Origin of the sequence: Pseudomonas sp. PDM13 (assembly GCF_025685765.1) — a bacterium.
Taxonomy (GTDB): Bacteria; Pseudomonadota; Gammaproteobacteria; order Pseudomonadales; family Pseudomonadaceae; genus Metapseudomonas; species Metapseudomonas solani.
This window is the reverse complement of sequence record NZ_JAOTQU010000010.1, coordinates 12,348-28,084: the sequence shown is the minus strand read 5'-3', so window position 1 is coordinate 28,084 and position 15,737 is coordinate 12,348. Positions and strand designations below refer to the sequence as shown.

The following is a 15,737-nucleotide window of genomic DNA, read 5'->3' as shown; positions in this document are numbered from 1 at the left end:
GGAGGACGACCCATGAGCGTCTTGAACTTCCCTCGCCTGTACCTCAACGGCCATATGTTCTGGAACCCGCCAACGGCCAACAACAACGACATCTACCCGCTCTACGATGCGGCGAAGATGGACCTGAACTGGCCCTTCCTGGAGAGCTTCGGCATCAATCCCGCCAACGCGCGGGACAAGGTCATGCCCTGGATGATCGCCCCGCTGCCCGAGGCCCAGGTGCCGGACTACGTGCTGCAGGTACCCAACAACAGTGCCAACAGCGGCCTGCCGCAGATCCCTGCGGAATGGGACCTGTTCGGCGACAACGCTTGTGGCACGGTGAGCTACAACGACATCCAGTCGCGCATCATCGGCGGCGAGTTGCAAGCCAACAGCTACATCGCCCAGGACGCCCTGGTGGGCAAGAGCTACCAGTTGCTGGGCAACCCATTCGGCAGCGACAAGCCCACCCCGGCGCGCTTCGTCGACATCAGCCCCTGGCAGAACACCTTCACCGCGATGTACTTCGACCGCCTGGTGCTGGGCGACGCCACCTGCGGCCTCACGGCCAAGCGCGCCTACCGCATGCTCGATCGTTTCCTCAACTTCAACTGGGGGGCGGTACAGGGCCTGAACACCGTCACCACCACCTGGCAAACCTGCTTCCCGGCCGCCAACCTGGAATGGGTGCTGGGCGACTCCAGCCTGCTCAAGACCCTGCAGCAGCAAATGATCGCGCAGAAGGCCCAGGGGCTGATGTTCCGCTTCACCACCTACCTGACTTACTACGACCGCAACGGCATCTTCAACGACTACCCGAAGGTGGTGACCCGCACCGGCGGGACGGGCTGCGACACCTGCGCGACCGATCCCCAGTGCGCTGACTGCCAGCAGTGCCTGAAGGCCCTGGCCGTGCAGCAGCAGGCGCTGCAGGACATGTACCAGAAGGGGTTGGACAACGTTGCCGACATCTTCTTCAACCCCGCCTACAGTCGTACCTCCGGGGTGCTGGGCCTGTGGTTCGCGGACGAGTACCCCACCGCCCCGGCGGGCCGCCGGCTCGTCGCTGCCAATCCGGCGCCGATCCTGCAGCCGATACCGGATAACACACACAATCTGAAGTCGCTCCCGCTGGGGGTGATCTCCGCCCAGGCCCAGGATGACGTGCTATCCCTCGACCTGGGTACGGGTTTCCCCTTCTACCCCCTGGCGGCCAGCGAGGCGACCGTGCCGGAATGCGAGCGGGTCCAGCTCGGCGACTTCCAGGTCGGTATCCAGCAGAACGGCAACTTCCAGGGCCTTGTCGACCTGAGCTACCAGCAGTACGCCCAGGCCGCCTTCGACAAGCGCTCGGGCCTTGTCGACCTACCTCTGGCCGGCGCCGCCGACAAGCTCCAGGCCGGCACCCTGGCGATACAGACCAAGGTGACCGCCCCCGCCAAGCCGGTGCTCGTCGCCAATCAGCAGATGTGGACCGCCGAAGTGATCGAGAGCGGCACCTTCATCGACGTGGGGGACACCCGCACCCTGCAGATCATGGTGCAGTACGACGGCCTGCCCGCACCGACCGGCACCACCCTGTGGGTGGCGGAATACAACAACCCCTACATGCTGACCACCAGCAGTTACTTCCTGGCCTTCAGCAACGACGTGGACTTCGGGCTGATCGCAGACGACCCTGCGAACCGCAACAACAACGCCACGCTGCTGCCGCAGTTCGCCGGTACCCAGGCGCCGGCAAGCCTGGTCAGCGAGGGCGCCGGTCGCAGCCTGCAGAGAGTGCTAACGACGAGCGACGCCCCGACGGCCACGATCAACTACCAGCACGTCAAGGCCACCCCGGCCGGCGTCAGCCTGGCGCCCTGCCTGCAATTCGTCCCGTCCATCCCGCGCACGGGCGTGCTGGCTAACGGCGCCACGGTGGACTACAGCCTCACGCAGATCACCACCTACGCCAACGGCATCGCCCAGGTGACGGTCAAGGCCATCGCCGCCGGCTTCCCGACCCTGCGCTTCTTCGTCCAGGACGGCCCTGGCGCTGCGCCTGCGGTGCCCTTCAGCTTCGACTACCCGACCGCCTACACCGATTTCCTCGCGCCCCTGCGGGTGCTGCCGGACGAGCCCGGGCTGATGGGCGAGTTCGTCGCGGCCTGGAACAAGGTGTACAGCCAACAGGATGCGCGGGTGCAGATCTGGGAGAGCTTCATCTACCCGCGCATCTTCGAGCCGTTCTATTACCTCTACCCGATCATGGACAAGTACATGCCGCTGAACTCCCTGCAGCGCATCGAGGGCGCCATCGACCAGCTGATCACCCTGGTCAGCAAGCCCTACCAGGAGGAAAGCACCCTCGCCATGCCCATCACCCGTGACCTGCCGCAGAGCCGGCGCGCGGTGCTGGAACGCTGGGCCAACGCGCTGGTGAAGCTCAATTACCCGCCCCGGCCCCTGACCTGAACCGTCGATTACCTGGAACCCGCAGGCGGGCCGGCATCGCTCGCCCGCCCTGCCCGTTACGAAGGAGTGTTCTGATGAAAAAAGCCCGTTTGCTCGCCTGGCTGCTGCCCCTCGCCTTGCTCAGCCAACCCCTCCTCGCCGCCGATGACGACGAGGCCGTGTACTTCACCAACGGCGTGCACAACACCCTCGGTTGCGACGCCAGCAACGGCAATTGCATCGCCGAGCGCAAGCCCGGGGAGCCCAGCGATCCGTTCTTCCCTGCCACCTGGATCAGCGACTGGACCATGTTCCGCGTCACCCAGAACTACGAGAAGAACCCGCCGCCCTACAGCAACCCGCCAAGCACCCTGAAGCCCGCGGACTACACCGTCTCCAAGGGCACCAGCTACTACGACACCACCTACATCCCCGCCGATGGTGACGGCTACGGCGCGATGATGGAGCACTACGAGAAGTACTGCCTGCCGATCTTCCCGATCAAGAACAACAACTACAGCTGCTCCTTCATCTCCCTGGGCAACAAGGCGTTCTTCCTCACCTACGAGGATCGGCCCAAGGACATGCCCGAGTGCTGCTCCTTCTCGCCGGAGAACCACCCGGCGCGCCAGGACTTCGTCCAGCACCTGCCCTACAGCCCCGCGCGCAGCCAGAACCTGGGCGGCACCGTGCAGGCCTATGCCCTGGACGTGCAGTCGCCCCAGGGGCCGATCCTGTTCGGCTACGCCTTCTACAAGGAGGCCACCCGCGCCGCCAAGGACCAGCCGCTGTTCCGTCACCCGCAGTCCTTCTACTTCTCCGGTGATGCCAGCGTGGCCAACGCCCCCATCGTCAGCCAGAACTACGTCAACTTCCGCACCGACAAGCCCGACCCGGCGCAGACCTGGGACCAGGTGGCCAAGAAGTGCCCGGTGAACCCGCAGCCCTGCCAGCTGTTCGACCCGCCGGCCTCCCAGGACAACGGCGCCGAAGCGCAGTGGAACAAACTCCAGTCCCGCAAGCCCTGACCGGCAAGGAGAGCCGCCATGAACCCCACTTTCCGCCTCACCGGCCTGGCGCTGCTGGCCTTCGCCTGCGCCAGCTGCAATGTGCGCGAGCAGGCACCCGCGCCCACCACGCCCGCCCCGATCAGCACGGCCTGCCAGCCGCCCACGGCAGCCCCCGCCGCCAATGCCAGCCAGCAGGCCTTCGATGACTACAGCTGGAAGTTGTTCATCGCCCTCAACTGGCCCGCCCGGGCCGGCCAGCGCGGGCAGCCGGATTGCGCCCTGCCCCTGGGCAGCGGCGGCCCCACCGTCTGGCAGAGCTACAAGACGGTGAGCGAAATCTTCCTGCCCGGTGGCGCCAACCCCGGGCCCTGGAACGCGCCGCTGGGCCAGCACCGCCTCGGCATCATCAACATCGCCGCCCTGAAGAACACCTCGGTGGTGCAGGCCGTGGACCAGGCCGTCGGTGGCTGGCTCATCGACCAGAAGGGCAACCCCACCTACTACGACATCTCCGCCAACCAGGCCTCCTACGACTACATCGTGGCGAACGGCTTCTACAACGCCGACACCGTGGCCAAGGCGCAGAACATCGCGTTCCCGGCCCAGGCCACCGAGGTCAAGGCCGCCTGGCGGATACTCACCAGCCAGGACGACGCCAGCCGCTACCTCACCACCCAGGCCCAGGTGGCGCAGTTCAACGCCCAGGGCCAGCCCACCGGCGGCACCACCACGGCCACTCTGGGGCTGGTGGGGCTGCATATCATCGTCAAGGCGCCGGGTTACCCGCAGTGGATCTGGTCCACCTTCGAGCAGGTGGACAACGTTCCGGGGTCCACGGCCGGCAACGGCACCTACAGCTACTACAACGCCAACGCCCCGGCGGCCAGCGTCAACCAGTCGCCCTGCAACTGGCAGCAACAGGGCAGCCAGCTGGTGTGCACGCCCAAGTCCGGCGCCACCTTCCAGACCCCCGACCCGCTCAGCCGCGTCACTCCCATCGCCGGCAGTACCGCCTCGGTCAATACCGTCTACCAGCAGAACCTCGGCACCAATGTGCTGCGCTACTACCAGTTGGTGACCACCCAGCGGCCACTGATGCCGGACAACCCCAGCAACCCCCTGGGCCAGCCCACGCCTGCCCTGGCGGCCAACGTGACCATGGAGAGCTACATCCAGCCCAACAGCAGCTGCATGAACTGCCACTCCATGGCGACACCGGTGAAGAGCGCGGTGAAGTCCGACTTCTCCTACCTGTTCAAATTCGCCAAGGCCCCCGCCACGATTCCCCACAAGGACGAGGAATGACCCCATGAGCATCCTGAACGGACCCCGACTGAACTTCTGGGGCGGCATCCGCACCGACGTGAGCCTGCCCAACAACTCGCCGACCATTCCCCAGGGCAATCGCAAGCTGCACCTGTTCGACCTGCCCAACTCGCAGATCGCGTCCGAAGCCGCCGGTTACAGCGACGACCAGCTCAATGAATGGATCAACGCCCCGACCGGCGACTACTACACCGCCGGCGGCTGGAACCATTACGGCCAGCACGTGGTGGACATGCAGAACGTGCTGATCAGCTCCCAGGGCACCCCTGGCGCCATCAGCACCACCGGCGACCTGGTGGGGCAACCGGTCTACCTGCTGGGCTCCAGGGACCCGGTGACCAAGCAGCCGCCGGTCTCCGGCCCGATGATGGTGGACCTCGACCCCTCCAGCGGCATCACCACGCAGATCTACCTCGGCGGCCTGCAGATCGGCGGCACCAGCAGCCCGCAGCTGCTGATCCAGGGCGATGCGGTGGCCAGCAGCTTCGACGTGGCCCCCAGGTTGCTCAATGGCGAAGACGACGCCCCGGGCTCATCGCCGCTGTCGGGCACCTTCCAGGTCACCTTCCCGTTGAGCGCCATCGTCAGCTGGAACCAGAACAGCGCGATGCTCAAGTCGATCATCCAGGCGCCCGGTGCCACCGGCATCGTGGTGCGCTTCGTGATGTTCGAGATGTGCCCGGGCATGACCACGCCCCAGCTGGATGCCGACTATGCCGCCGGCCAGTACACCCCCAACCCCAGCATTGGACGGGTCATCGGCACCTTGGCCCCGGCCTTTGCCGGCGAGCCGCTGATCTGCCCGGTCGGCCGCCAACTGGTGAACGGCGGCACCGGCGGCGCGGGCTATGCCCAGCAGTACAGCCTGAGCAACCAGGCGATGCTGAGCCTGGACATGGTCAACCTGATCCCCAAGGCGAACTTCCGCACGGTGCGCACCGACATCACCAGCCCCATAGGCCCGAACATCGACTACGGCCCGGTCAGCATCAATGCCGGCAGCACCCTGCTGGCGACGTTGCCCAACACCAGCCCCTACCTGGTGAACTATTCCCTCTATGGCGGCATCGTCGACCTGCCGCTGACCTCCACCCAGTCGGCGGCAGCACAGGCCACGGCCCTTTCCATCACGGCGCCGAACAGCGTCGATGGCACCACCCTGGCGGTAGCCGAAGTGACCTACCGGCTCTACAGCGACCAACGCAACCTGTACATGGACGAGTATCCGGAAGGCGTCACCCTCGACCTGCAGGTGCGCTACCTGGGAGGGCCGGTGCCGGCCAATGGCAGCATCGCCCTGAAAAGCTCTTTCCCGGGTGCCCTCGTCGACCCGAACAACTGGAACCTGCTGCAGTACCACGCCAATGTCCCGATCAGCCAGGGCCAGACCAGCGTGTCGATTCCCCTCACGCGCAAGGAAGCAACCTCCGCCAAGGCGGGCTATACCAAGCTCGCCTTCTCCCTGGGCGATGGCAAAGGCTTCAGCAACTTCCGCTTCTATTCCACCACCGACTTCGGCATACCCGCCGGCAGTGTTCCCACCTGGGACCAGGTCTACCCGGCCGTGCTGCGCTTCCACTACCTGGCCTTCCCGGCCATGTCGCGGTTCATCCCGCTGAACCAGCAGGACGCCATCTGGAACGCCCGCCAGGCCATCATCGCGCGCACCGCCGATGCCTATCGCGGCACCACCCTGTACATGCCGGTGGTGCGCTCCATGTCGCCGAGCCAGCGGGCGCTGCTCAAGGCGTACCTCACCAGCACACCCTGGCAGCCATGAGCAGGAGGCACCCATGACCGTGACCATCCCCCCCGCCCCACAGGAAGACCTGCGCCGCGCCACCGTGGTCGTCGAAGGCCTGATCAACCCCCGGGGCCTGTGCCTGCAAGCCGACGGCAGCCTGCTGTTGGTGGAAGCCGGCTCGGGCCACCCGGACGCGCCCTTCAGCGGCCGTATCAGCCGCCTTCGCCCGGCGCCGGGCAGCCCCGGCGCCTACCTGGCCGCCGAGCCCATCGCCGAGGGCTATCGCTCCATGAACATGCAGGTGCGCATGCTGCGCGACGAGATCATGGGGCTCTCGGACATCGCCTGCGCCGACGGCCGCTGCCTGGCCAGCCTCACCGACTATGTCGAAGGCTCGCGGGTGCTCGACCTGGCGCAGAACCCGCCCAAGGCGGTATTCCACAGCCGCGGCAACCTCAACGCCCTGTGCTTCCACCCCAGGCGACGCACCTGGCTGTCGGTGAAGCCCGATACCAACCAGGTGGTGGAATTCGACGACCAGGGCGAACGGGTGGTGGCCCAGATACCCGACATGAACCAGGGCCAGGACGCGGTGCCGGTCACCCTGGTGTACGAACCCACCACCGGCGCCCTGCTGGTCAGCCTGTTCTCCGGCGAACGCCGGCTGGACCCGACGCGCCAAGGCATCGACTTCGTCGAACGGGCCGGCCAGGTGATCCGCGTGTGGCCGGAGGACGGGCGCATCCAGCCGCTGATCACCGGCCTGCAGTTGCCCACCGGCCTGGCCCTCACACCGGGCGGCGGCTTGCTGATCCTCGAGTTGTGCCGCTCCCTGCAGCAGCCCCTCGGTCCGGACTGGCAAGGCGAAGCCCGCCACGGCGGCTTCGAGCGCTTCAGCGGCCGCCTGCTGCACTGCGACCTGGCCACCGGCACCACCCGCGTCCTCGCCACCGGCCTGGATACCCCCTCCAACCTCTGCCTGCTGGACGACGCTGTACTGGTCAGCGAAGGCATGGGCTTCCACGGCCGCCCCCTGCCCCTCCCCGGTGGGGGCACCGCGCCACTGGACGGGCGCATACGGCGGGTGCCGTTGCAGGGCTACCTCTAGAGGCGGGTCTCCCGTGGCGGCATGCTTGCCGCCACGGGATATTTTCGTTACGTAACGCTTTCTTTTTTCCGTTACGTAACTAGAATTGCGCCGTCTCCCCAGGAACGGCCCCATGAACACCCCCGAATCCCGCAAACGCGGCCGCCCCGCCACCGGCAACGCCATGAGCAACGCCGAGCGCCAACGCGCCTACCGCGAGCGCCAGGCGGAAAAGCGTAACGCCGAGGCCATAACGGTAAATGAGCGAGCCCAGCAAACCCTCGAAAGCAGCGAACAGCTGCGCGCTCAGCGCGACCTGGCTCTTCTGGTTCAGACCCTGGCGGAACAGAAGGCGCGGGAATGGGAGGCCAAGGCAAAAAACCTGCTCAAGCAGCTGCGCGAACTGGAACAGCGCAAGGATGCCCCGCTCGCCTGGTACCAGGACCCGGGCATAGAGGCGGTGTATGTCGTGGAGTCACGCCTGCGCGAGGAGAAGAACTGGAAGCGTGTCGCCTCCATGGGCGCATTCACCCGCAAGGAGGTGGCGGATGAATGGCTGAAATCCATGGTGGCCCACAGCAGCATGATCGAGTACCGGGTGAACCGGATCAGGTTCAAGACCGAATAACCGTCGCTCGCTTGAACCGCCCGCGCAACGCTCGATCCTCCACTGGATCGGTCGGCTACGGGGCGGGTTGGCAAGGGTCATCCGGGCCATTTGCTCCAATTTTGACGTCGCAGAATCTATTGTTTCTCTTCTGCATCTGCAGCAGCCACTTCGTCGCTGTTGAAGTTCTCCGTATGAATGACGCCCTGCGTCGCTCCTGCCTTTTCGGCGAGGCGACAGGCAAAGAACTGGATTTGGTGATTGATGAAGCCACCGGCCGTTTCTTCGAGGTTGAACCTCAGGTCCCTGACATCCGAAGCACTCTTGTAGGGCGGGAAAACAAGATTGATGCTCAGGCGAATGTAGGCCAGTGCTTCACCATGCTCGAAGACTCGATCGATTTTCAGGCCACGAGTGTTTTCATCTCGCGGAGGATTATCCGTCGTGTACCAACCGGTGACCGGAGACGAGTTGAGGGCGACGACTTTGCCGACCCGGATTGGATGGTACGCATTACGTGGAAGTGCATAGGCCAACTGCTGGGCGAGGCCCCCTCCAAGTGAATGACCAATCGCGACGATCTTCACGTCCTCTGGTACTTCATTGCGCCGCATCCGCTCCTGCAGTTCGGCTTCGAAGGCTCTTGAGACCCAGAAACGGGTTATGTCGTATTGGTCCTCCCCTCTGAATCGGGTTGGAATGAACCACCTCAGGTTGGAAAACCAATCCTGCCGCTGGTCCCCCTCGGTGCCTCGAAAAACTATCGCAATCTCCGCAACCTTCCCGCTCTTCGTGCGACGCTCCCAGACGCTGAAAAATAGCTTGGCGTCTTCTGCCCGTTTCAGGAGGTCCTCATTCGGAAAGTTCTCCCAAGCGTACCAACCTGGAGTGGGAAGCATGTTCTTGCTGTTGTCACGGCAAGCCAGTTCGAACTGTTCACCCAGGGGTGGGAGCTGAGATTTATCGTTGGCTACTTCCAGTTTCTTCTCGTAGGTAGGCCAGGCCAACTGATAGGCATTAGCTGCAAGCGCTGAGTATCGCCAGTATTCGCGAGCTATTTTCCCCAGATCATTGTGAACGCTATAGCTTGTATCCTTCGGCTCTCGAATCAGCACCGTATCCGACTTTTGAGTCCAGAAACTGCACCCCGACTGAAGAAGCACCAACCCCAGTAGAGCGGCCTTCGAAAATTCCATGTCTGCCCTCCCTTGCATAGTGGCTATACGCCAGCGAAAGCAAGGTATATCAACCCTCCATGGCACGCAATTCGACCTGAAGGCGGTATTCGCTGGTATCTCGGGTGGCTCGCAGTCCCTCCACCGCTTCGATGATTCGAACCCCTCGGCATCCTCCGCAGTCGAAACCAGGTAGGACCCAATAGCGTGCCAACCGTGACCGAGGCATCGGGCGCGGTGCGGCCGTACAAAGGAGCCCCACCGATGGTCACTCACTACAAGGTCGCCGGCCATCTCGCCTGCGGCCACCACGGCAACAACCTGGTTTCAACCACCGAGCTGGCACGGGTCAAGTGCCGCAGCTGCCGCAACACCGAGGTCTTCAAGGAGGCCCGTCGCACCGCGCGCAATGCCGCACGGCGTGCCGCCCGCAAGGCCAAGGCCGAGAATGCAGCGAACGATTGGCGCAGCAGCTGGGAGCAGCGCCTCGCTGCCCTGCCCGGCCGCCAGCGCCTGCCCCGTGGTTTTGGCGAGCAAGGCTTCGTCTGACCCGCACGCGGGGCCGCTGTCCTGGCGGCCCCGCTTTCGCTCCGCCCTTCCCTACAGCCTTTTTCCGCAACGCCGCTGGCCCCGCCAATGGCGCCTGGCCGACAATCCCCCGCAGCCCTGAGCCCATGCCTTCCTGGAACTGGAATCCGCGATGCAGAACGCTCATATCGGCCTGGTCATCATCGGTCTCATCATCGCTTTTGGCCTGGTGCTGTTCTATTTCGACCACCTGCGCGAGCCCCGCAAGCCGCCACCTGCGGAGGATGAAGCCACCTGAAACGCCAACGGCCCGGTTTATCCGGGCCGTTGTGTTGTTGGGGTGCACAAACCGTAGGTTGGCGCCGAGCGCAGCGAGGCCCAACGGTGCGGTGCTCGACATCGCTACGTTGGGCTTCGTACCTCAGCCCAACCTACGTGCGCATGCGCGTGGCACCGATCAACTGACCAGCACCACCCCGCCCGGCAGCTCGGTGACGGTGGCGCCGTAGGCGTCGCGGATCAGGGCGGCGACTTCGGCCAGCTGGTCGAGGCGGAAGCGCGCCTGGACCTTGCGCCGGCCGAGTTCCTGGTTGACCAGCAGGATCATCCCCGGGCGGTAGCGGTTGATCTCGTCGATCACCGTGGCCAGGGGCGCGTCGTCGAACACCAGCAGTTGTTGGCGCCAGGCCATGACCACCGCCGGGTCGAAAGCGATCGGTTCGCTGCGGCCGCCTTCGTCATAGGTCAATTGGCGACCAGGCGGCAGCAGCACGCTGCGCCCGCGCACTTCCACCGCCAGGCTGCCTTCCAGGCAGGTGACGCAGATGGAGTCGCCCACGGCGCGGACGTTGAAGCGTGCGCCGGCGGCATCCAGGGTGCCGGTCCCGGCCACCACGCGGATCGGCGCCTTGGCCAGCACTTCCACCTCGCCTTCGAGCAGTTCGATGCCCGCGACGCCGCCGCCCAGGGGGCGTCGGTTGATGCGGGTGAGGGTGTTGAGTTCGAGGGTCAGCCCCTCGGCGAAGTCCACACGGCGCTGCTCACCCACCGCGGTGCTGTAGTCGGCGCCCATGCCGGACAGCGAGCCCGGCAACGACGGCCGGACCAGCACCACGGCCAGGGACGCGGCGATGGCACCACCGAGGAAGGCACGCCGGCCGAAGCGCCGGGGCGGCAGGCTGGCCACCGGCGGCGCAGGCTGCTGCAACGCCAGCGCGGCGGGCGCCAGGGCCTGCCACAGCTCCCGGGCACGGGTGAAGGCTGCGCTGTGGCGCTCGCTTTGCGCGCACCACAAGCGGAAGGCCTCGGCGTCACGGGTGGTGGCGCGGCCGGAGGTGAGGCGGAGCAACCAGGCTCGGGCTTCTTCCTCCAGCCGGGTCTGCCCGGCGGTGCCGGAATCGGGTGCTGTCATGGCGTCGTCGTTCAACCGCAGCTGTTCTCGGGAGTGATCGCGGGGCGCTCGTTCAGCCCCTCGACCCTATGACTGTTTTCCGGCGCCGGGACCGAACCGTTGCACCACTTTTCTTTCCAGGCGTGCCGCGCAGTAGCCCAGTGCGGCCTTGAGTTCCTTCTCCACCATGCGCGTGGAGATGCCGAAACGCCGGGAAATCTCCAGGTGCGGCACTTCCTCCATGCGCGCCGCGATAAGGATCTGCCGGCGCCGTGGCGTCAGCTCCGCCAGCGCCGTGACCAGCGCCCGGATCTCGATCTGCCCACCGACGATCACTGCCGGGTCGAGGTGCTCCTCGGCCAGGTGCAGCAGGTCCTCGACCTCCTCGCCGGTGAGCAGGCGCGCGTCCTGGGCGCGGCGGTCGGCGGCGACGTTGAGGGCCATGCGATAGAGGTAGGCACCGGGCTTCTGCACGCCTTCCGGCTCGTCCATGCGATCCAGGCGCAGGTAGGTTTCGTGGAGCACATCGTTGGCCAGGTCATCCGACCCCAGGCGCCGCTTCAGGCGCGTCCTGAACTCCTCGTAGGAGGCCAGAAACAGCCTGAGCATGGTGCCACGCTCCTTGTTATTCATGCCCCCGCAGCTCCTTCCCACTTGTTGCATTCCATGCTGGCGGCCGCCTCCGGAACCACCAGCACGGTGACCGGCTGGGGCAAGGATGACGGTGGCGCCCTGTCGATCATCAGGCCACGCAGGCTTTCCACCAGTGCCGCATCGCGCCGCAGGTTGCCGGTGGGCCCCAGCAGGCGGCTGTGCTCCACCAGGCCGACGGGGCCTATCCAGAGCTGCAACGCGGCGCGGTAGCCACCGGGCCGGGTCAACGGTGAACGGCACAAGGCCTTTGCCAACGCGCCCTGCAGGGCCGCCGCGAAGCTGCCCTGTTCCCAGCGCGTCGCCGCGCCGTGGTTGCGCCCTGAGGGCGCCGTCGAAACCTTGGCCGGCAACACGGTGAAGGCCCGGCCTTCGCTGTGCTGGGCCATGAGCCCGGTACCGGTCAGCAGCCTGGCCAAGGCCTGGCGTGCGCCGAGCCGGCCGTTGACCGACGCCGAGCGCCGCCCGCGCGTCAGTTCGCGGTCCACCAGGATGGCCATCCCGGTGACCTCGCTGAAACGCTCCAGGGCCTGGGACAGGTCCTGAGCCGGCAGGTCGAACTCCAGCGAGCCCTCTTCGGCCCGGCCCTCACCCGCGAGCGCCATGCATGGCAAAGCCGCCAGGCAGCAGGCTGCGACGAGGAGGACGATCAGCACCGCTGGCGCGAGGCAGCCCCTCGCCACGGCTTCCATTGACATAGGCGGATTCCGACCCGTACTGCGTGTCGATGCGTTGCTGGCTTGACCCAGGAAGGCAATCCTGAGGTCTGTTCATGTCGATTGTGTGACGGCCCCTGCAAAAAAGACTTCGCAGCGATGACGGCGCTTTTACCGTAGATTTCCCGGCAATGATCCAGCATCTGGAGGCAATCATGCCCGCACGCATCGCCCTCGCCGGCCTCGTTCTCGCCCTTGCGCCGCTGTTGGCCAGCGCCGATGAAGGCACCCCGCAAGGCAGTTGCATCAGCGCCGAAGTGAACGGCTACAAGGCCCTGTCCTATGACTGCCTGAGCCAGCGCCTGGCCAACCCGGAGGGCGCCGAGGCGGCCCGCCGCAACCAGGCCGCCCTGCAGGTGCCCATCGAGCGCCGCCCGGCCAACCAGCTGGGCCTCGCCACGCCGGCCGCTACCGGCGTGCGCATGGGCGCCAACTTCGGCCACTCGGTGCAGCCGCAACGCCCGGCGCCCTGAGCCGCGCCAGGCAACCGCTCTAGCCCGCCACTTTCAGCGCAGCCCGCGCCGCTCCTGCTTATTCGTTTATCGAATTTAAAAAGACAAATTAATTCTTTTTTGTCCGCTCCAGCCCCCTGCCAGAATCGCCTCGCCAGCGGGCAACCCCCTCCGGCGAACGGCGGCGCTTCCCACCCGGAAGCGACCGCCCCCGACAGATGAGCGGAGCCCGGCCATGCGCGCCAGGGCCCGCCAAAGGAGCTGAATATTCATGAAGAAGCTGACTGCCCTCACCGCCCTCGCACTCGCCCTTGCCACCCTCTCCGGCCTGGCCCAGGCGGACCGCCTCGATGACATCCGCAAGGCCGGCGTCCTGCGCGTCGCGGCGTTCGACAGCAACCCGCCCTTCGGCTTCGTCGATGGCGAGACCAAGCAACTGGCCGGCCTGGACGTGGACTACGCCCGCGCCATCGCCGACAAGCTCGGGGTCAAGTTGCAGCTGCAACCCACCAACCCGGCCAACCGCGTGCCGCTGCTGGTGGCCAACAAGGTCGACCTGGTGCTGGCCAACTTCACCATCACCCCGGAGCGCGCCGAACAGGTCAACTTCAGCATTCCGTACTTCTCCTCGGGGCAGCAGTTCATCGTCAGGAAAGGCACCCTGAAGAACACCGACGACCTGAACAAATGGCGCGTGGGCGTCGACAAGGGCACGGTCAACGAAGGCGTGCTGCGGGAGAAATTCCCCGGCGCCAAGGTGGTGGCCTATGACGACACCCCCTTCGCCTTCACCGCCCTGCGCAACGGCCAGGTCCAGGCCATCACCCAGGACGGCCCCAAGCTCATCGGCCTGCTGGCCAACGTGCCGGACAAGGACAAGTACGAAGTCCCGCCCTTCACCATCTCCAGCGACCTGATCGGCGTCGGCATTCCCAAGGGTGAAACCGCGCTGACCGAGTACGTCAACCAGACCCTGCAGGAGCTGGAAGACAAGGGCCGCGCCCAGGCCATCTACGACACCTGGTTCGGCCCGGACACCAAGACCCCGCTGGCGCGCCTGTACAAGATCGGCACGGTGCACTGATCGCGCCATGAACCGGTGGGCCCGCGCCCGGAGCCCACGGACCACACCGCACGCCTTCCCTCCCCGATCCCCGCCTATGCGGGGATCACCCATTGAAAGACCTCGACAATGTTCGGCGACCTCCTCGCTCTCCGTTACCTGCATTGGCTGCTGGACGGCTTCCTGCTGACCCTCGGCACCTCGCTGCTGGTCTGCGTCATCGGCACCCTGCTCGGCGCCCTGGTCGCCGTCGGCCGTCAGTTGCCCGGCCGCCTGTCCTGGCCGGCACGCAGCTACCTTTCGGTGCTGCGCAACACACCGCTGCTGGTGCAGCTGTTCTTCTGGTACTTCGGCGTGCCCGCGCTGCTGCCGGAGGAGCTGGTGTTCTGGCTCAACCTGCCCCATGAGCTGGCGTTGGGCCCGGTCACGCTGGCCTGGCCCTCCTTCGAATTCCTCGCCGCGGCACTGGGCCTGTCGCTCTACACCAGCGCCTTCATCGCCGAAGAGCTGCGCGCCGGCATCGCCTCGGTGCGCCCGCAACAGCGCGAAGCGGGCATGGCCCTGGGCCTGCGACCGGGCCAGGTGTGGCGCTACATCATCCTGCCCCAGGCTTTGCACACGGCCTTGCCGCCGCTGTTCGGCCAGTACATGAACGCCCTGAAGAACAGCTCCCTGGCCATGGCCATCGGCCTTGCCGAGCTGTCCTACGCCTCGCGCCAGGTGGAGACGGAAACCTTCAAGACCTTCCAGGCCTTCGGCATCGCCACCCTGCTCTACCTGGGCGCCGCGATCGCCATCGAAGTGGCCGGCACGCTGATCCACCAGCACCGCCGCCACGTGCGCGGGGAGGCCTGAGATGGATTTCTCGGTGATTCTCGACAACCTCGATTATTTCCTGCTCGGTGCCTGGCCCGATGGCCCCCTGGGCGGCGCCGCGCTGACCCTGCTGCTGTCGCTGCTTTCGGGCATCGCCTCGGCGGCACTGGGCCTGGTCCTGGGCATCGCCCTGGCGGTGCTCGAAGGCCGGCCGCGCCTGGTGCTGCTGGCGGTGCTGGGCTTCTTCCGTGCCATTCCGGTGCTGATGCTGATCTTCTGGAGCTACTTCCTGCTGCCGGTGCTGTTCCAGATGGATGTGCCGGCGCTGGCGACCGTGGTCTGCGCGCTGTCGCTGATCGGCGGCGCCTACCTGGCGCACTCGGTGTGCGCCGGCATCCAGAGCCTGCCGCCGGGCCAGTGGGACGCCGGCCGCGCCCTGGGCCTGCGCCCCTGGCAGGTGCTGCGGCTGATCGTCCTGCCCCAGGCGCTGCCGATCATGCTGCCCTCCTTCCTCAACCAGTGGGTGTCGCTGATCAAGGACAGCTCCCTGGGCTACGTCATCGGCGTTGGCGAGCTGTCCTTCGTCGCCACCCAGGTGAGCAACCGGGTGATGGTGCACCCCACCGAAGTGTTCCTCTTCGTGGCGCTGCTGTATTTCGTGATGTGCGCAGGGCTCGATCTGCTTGCCCGGGTGGTCTCACCGCCCACCGTTGGGCGTTGATCGGTGGCGACCTGGATGATGGGTTTCGCATAG

16 protein-coding genes are annotated in these 15,737 nt (G+C 66.0%); 12 read left to right on the top strand and 4 right to left on the bottom strand.

Going from position 1 to position 15,737, the window contains the following annotated elements:
* Nucleotides 1-12: 12 nt before the first annotated feature.
* The 6 genes from OEJ36_RS12500 (at nucleotide 13) to OEJ36_RS12475 (ending at nucleotide 8,213) form a co-directional block, all read left to right on the top strand.
* A complete protein-coding gene (locus OEJ36_RS12500) occupies nucleotides 13-2,439 on the top strand; it encodes a hypothetical protein (protein WP_263401753.1) in 2,427 nt (808 codons plus the stop codon).
* A gap of 74 nt (nucleotides 2,440-2,513) precedes the next feature.
* Entirely contained in the window at nucleotides 2,514-3,446 is a 933-nt protein-coding gene (locus tag OEJ36_RS12495; protein ID WP_263401752.1) for a hypothetical protein, read from the top strand.
* 18 nt (nucleotides 3,447-3,464) lie between these two features.
* Entirely contained in the window at nucleotides 3,465-4,733 is a 1,269-nt protein-coding gene (locus OEJ36_RS12490) for a hypothetical protein (RefSeq protein ID WP_263401751.1), read from the top strand.
* 4 nt (nucleotides 4,734-4,737) lie between these two features.
* On the top strand, nucleotides 4,738-6,534 hold the full coding sequence (locus OEJ36_RS12485) for a hypothetical protein (RefSeq protein WP_263401750.1): 1,797 nt from the start codon (nucleotides 4,738-4,740) through the stop codon (nucleotides 6,532-6,534).
* A gap of 13 nt (nucleotides 6,535-6,547) precedes the next feature.
* Complete coding sequence (locus OEJ36_RS12480; protein ID WP_263401749.1) at nucleotides 6,548-7,606, top strand: hypothetical protein; 1,059 nt, start codon at nucleotides 6,548-6,550, stop codon at nucleotides 7,604-7,606.
* 112 nt (nucleotides 7,607-7,718) lie between these two features.
* Nucleotides 7,719-8,213 carry a hypothetical protein gene (locus OEJ36_RS12475; RefSeq protein WP_263401748.1) on the top strand — a complete coding sequence of 165 codons (495 nt, stop codon included), beginning with the start codon at nucleotides 7,719-7,721 and terminating at the stop codon, nucleotides 8,211-8,213.
* A 116-nt stretch (nucleotides 8,214-8,329) separates the two neighbouring features.
* Here the strand turns inward: OEJ36_RS12475 and OEJ36_RS12470 are convergent, their stop codons facing one another.
* A complete protein-coding gene (locus OEJ36_RS12470; RefSeq protein ID WP_263401747.1) occupies nucleotides 8,330-9,388 on the bottom strand; it encodes a lipase family protein in 1,059 nt (352 codons plus the stop codon).
* Between the two features lie 243 nt (nucleotides 9,389-9,631).
* Here OEJ36_RS12470 and OEJ36_RS12465 point away from each other — a divergent pair, with 243 nt between their 5' ends.
* Nucleotides 9,632-9,916, top strand: coding sequence for a hypothetical protein (locus OEJ36_RS12465; protein WP_263401746.1), 285 nt, complete (start codon nucleotides 9,632-9,634; stop codon nucleotides 9,914-9,916).
* Nucleotides 9,917-10,067: 151 nt separating this feature from the next.
* Nucleotides 10,068-10,193 (top strand): hypothetical protein, encoded by a 126-nt coding sequence (locus OEJ36_RS12460; RefSeq protein ID WP_021221908.1) that lies wholly within the window; start codon nucleotides 10,068-10,070, stop codon nucleotides 10,191-10,193.
* Between the two features lie 159 nt (nucleotides 10,194-10,352).
* Here the strand turns inward: OEJ36_RS12460 and OEJ36_RS12455 are convergent, their stop codons facing one another.
* From OEJ36_RS12455 to OEJ36_RS12445, 3 genes are all read right to left on the bottom strand, one after another.
* Complete coding sequence (locus OEJ36_RS12455) at nucleotides 10,353-11,306, bottom strand: FecR family protein (protein WP_263401745.1); 954 nt, start codon at nucleotides 11,304-11,306, stop codon at nucleotides 10,353-10,355.
* Between the two features lie 66 nt (nucleotides 11,307-11,372).
* Nucleotides 11,373-11,918: an RNA polymerase sigma factor gene (locus tag OEJ36_RS12450; RefSeq protein WP_184490438.1), complete on the bottom strand. Its 546-nt coding sequence runs from the start codon at nucleotides 11,916-11,918 to the stop codon at nucleotides 11,373-11,375.
* A complete protein-coding gene (locus OEJ36_RS12445) occupies nucleotides 11,915-12,634 on the bottom strand; it encodes an STN domain-containing protein (protein WP_263401744.1) in 720 nt (239 codons plus the stop codon). Before OEJ36_RS12445 ends, OEJ36_RS12450 begins: the two co-directional genes overlap by 4 nt.
* A gap of 173 nt (nucleotides 12,635-12,807) precedes the next feature.
* On the opposite strand from OEJ36_RS12445, the gene OEJ36_RS12440 reads away from it, so the two are divergent.
* The 4 genes from OEJ36_RS12440 to OEJ36_RS12425 all read left to right on the top strand — a co-directional run bounded on the left by OEJ36_RS12440 (nucleotide 12,808) and on the right by OEJ36_RS12425 (nucleotide 15,704).
* Complete coding sequence (locus tag OEJ36_RS12440; RefSeq protein WP_021221904.1) at nucleotides 12,808-13,125, top strand: hypothetical protein; 318 nt, start codon at nucleotides 12,808-12,810, stop codon at nucleotides 13,123-13,125.
* A 250-nt stretch (nucleotides 13,126-13,375) separates the two neighbouring features.
* Complete coding sequence (locus OEJ36_RS12435) at nucleotides 13,376-14,188, top strand: ABC transporter substrate-binding protein (protein WP_263401743.1); 813 nt, start codon at nucleotides 13,376-13,378, stop codon at nucleotides 14,186-14,188.
* A 108-nt stretch (nucleotides 14,189-14,296) separates the two neighbouring features.
* Nucleotides 14,297-15,022 (top strand): amino acid ABC transporter permease, encoded by a 726-nt coding sequence (locus OEJ36_RS12430; protein WP_263401742.1) that lies wholly within the window; start codon nucleotides 14,297-14,299, stop codon nucleotides 15,020-15,022.
* A 1-nt stretch (nucleotide 15,023) separates the two neighbouring features.
* Complete coding sequence (locus OEJ36_RS12425) at nucleotides 15,024-15,704, top strand: amino acid ABC transporter permease (RefSeq protein ID WP_263401741.1); 681 nt, start codon at nucleotides 15,024-15,026, stop codon at nucleotides 15,702-15,704.
* The last annotated feature ends 33 nt before the right edge of the window (nucleotides 15,705-15,737 follow it).

Coding starts and splice junctions, on each gene's coding strand:
- OEJ36_RS12470 (WP_263401747.1), bottom strand. CDS start 9,388: ATGGAATTTTCGAAGGCCGCTCTACTGGGGTTGGTGCTTCTTCAGTCG.
- OEJ36_RS12490 (WP_263401751.1), top strand. CDS start 3,465: ATGAACCCCACTTTCCGCCTCACCGGCCTGGCGCTGCTGGCCTTCGCC.
- OEJ36_RS12455 (WP_263401745.1), bottom strand. CDS start 11,306: ATGACAGCACCCGATTCCGGCACCGCCGGGCAGACCCGGCTGGAGGAA.
- OEJ36_RS12465 (WP_263401746.1), top strand. CDS start 9,632: ATGGTCACTCACTACAAGGTCGCCGGCCATCTCGCCTGCGGCCACCAC.
- OEJ36_RS12480 (WP_263401749.1), top strand. CDS start 6,548: ATGACCGTGACCATCCCCCCCGCCCCACAGGAAGACCTGCGCCGCGCC.
- OEJ36_RS12440 (WP_021221904.1), top strand. CDS start 12,808: ATGCCCGCACGCATCGCCCTCGCCGGCCTCGTTCTCGCCCTTGCGCCG.
- OEJ36_RS12500 (WP_263401753.1), top strand. CDS start 13: ATGAGCGTCTTGAACTTCCCTCGCCTGTACCTCAACGGCCATATGTTC.
- OEJ36_RS12475 (WP_263401748.1), top strand. CDS start 7,719: ATGAACACCCCCGAATCCCGCAAACGCGGCCGCCCCGCCACCGGCAAC.
- OEJ36_RS12430 (WP_263401742.1), top strand. CDS start 14,297: ATGTTCGGCGACCTCCTCGCTCTCCGTTACCTGCATTGGCTGCTGGAC.
- OEJ36_RS12495 (WP_263401752.1), top strand. CDS start 2,514: ATGAAAAAAGCCCGTTTGCTCGCCTGGCTGCTGCCCCTCGCCTTGCTC.
- OEJ36_RS12460 (WP_021221908.1), top strand. CDS start 10,068: ATGCAGAACGCTCATATCGGCCTGGTCATCATCGGTCTCATCATCGCT.
- OEJ36_RS12485 (WP_263401750.1), top strand. CDS start 4,738: ATGAGCATCCTGAACGGACCCCGACTGAACTTCTGGGGCGGCATCCGC.
- OEJ36_RS12435 (WP_263401743.1), top strand. CDS start 13,376: ATGAAGAAGCTGACTGCCCTCACCGCCCTCGCACTCGCCCTTGCCACC.
- OEJ36_RS12450 (WP_184490438.1), bottom strand. CDS start 11,918: ATGAATAACAAGGAGCGTGGCACCATGCTCAGGCTGTTTCTGGCCTCC.
- OEJ36_RS12425 (WP_263401741.1), top strand. CDS start 15,024: ATGGATTTCTCGGTGATTCTCGACAACCTCGATTATTTCCTGCTCGGT.
- OEJ36_RS12445 (WP_263401744.1), bottom strand. CDS start 12,634: ATGTCAATGGAAGCCGTGGCGAGGGGCTGCCTCGCGCCAGCGGTGCTG.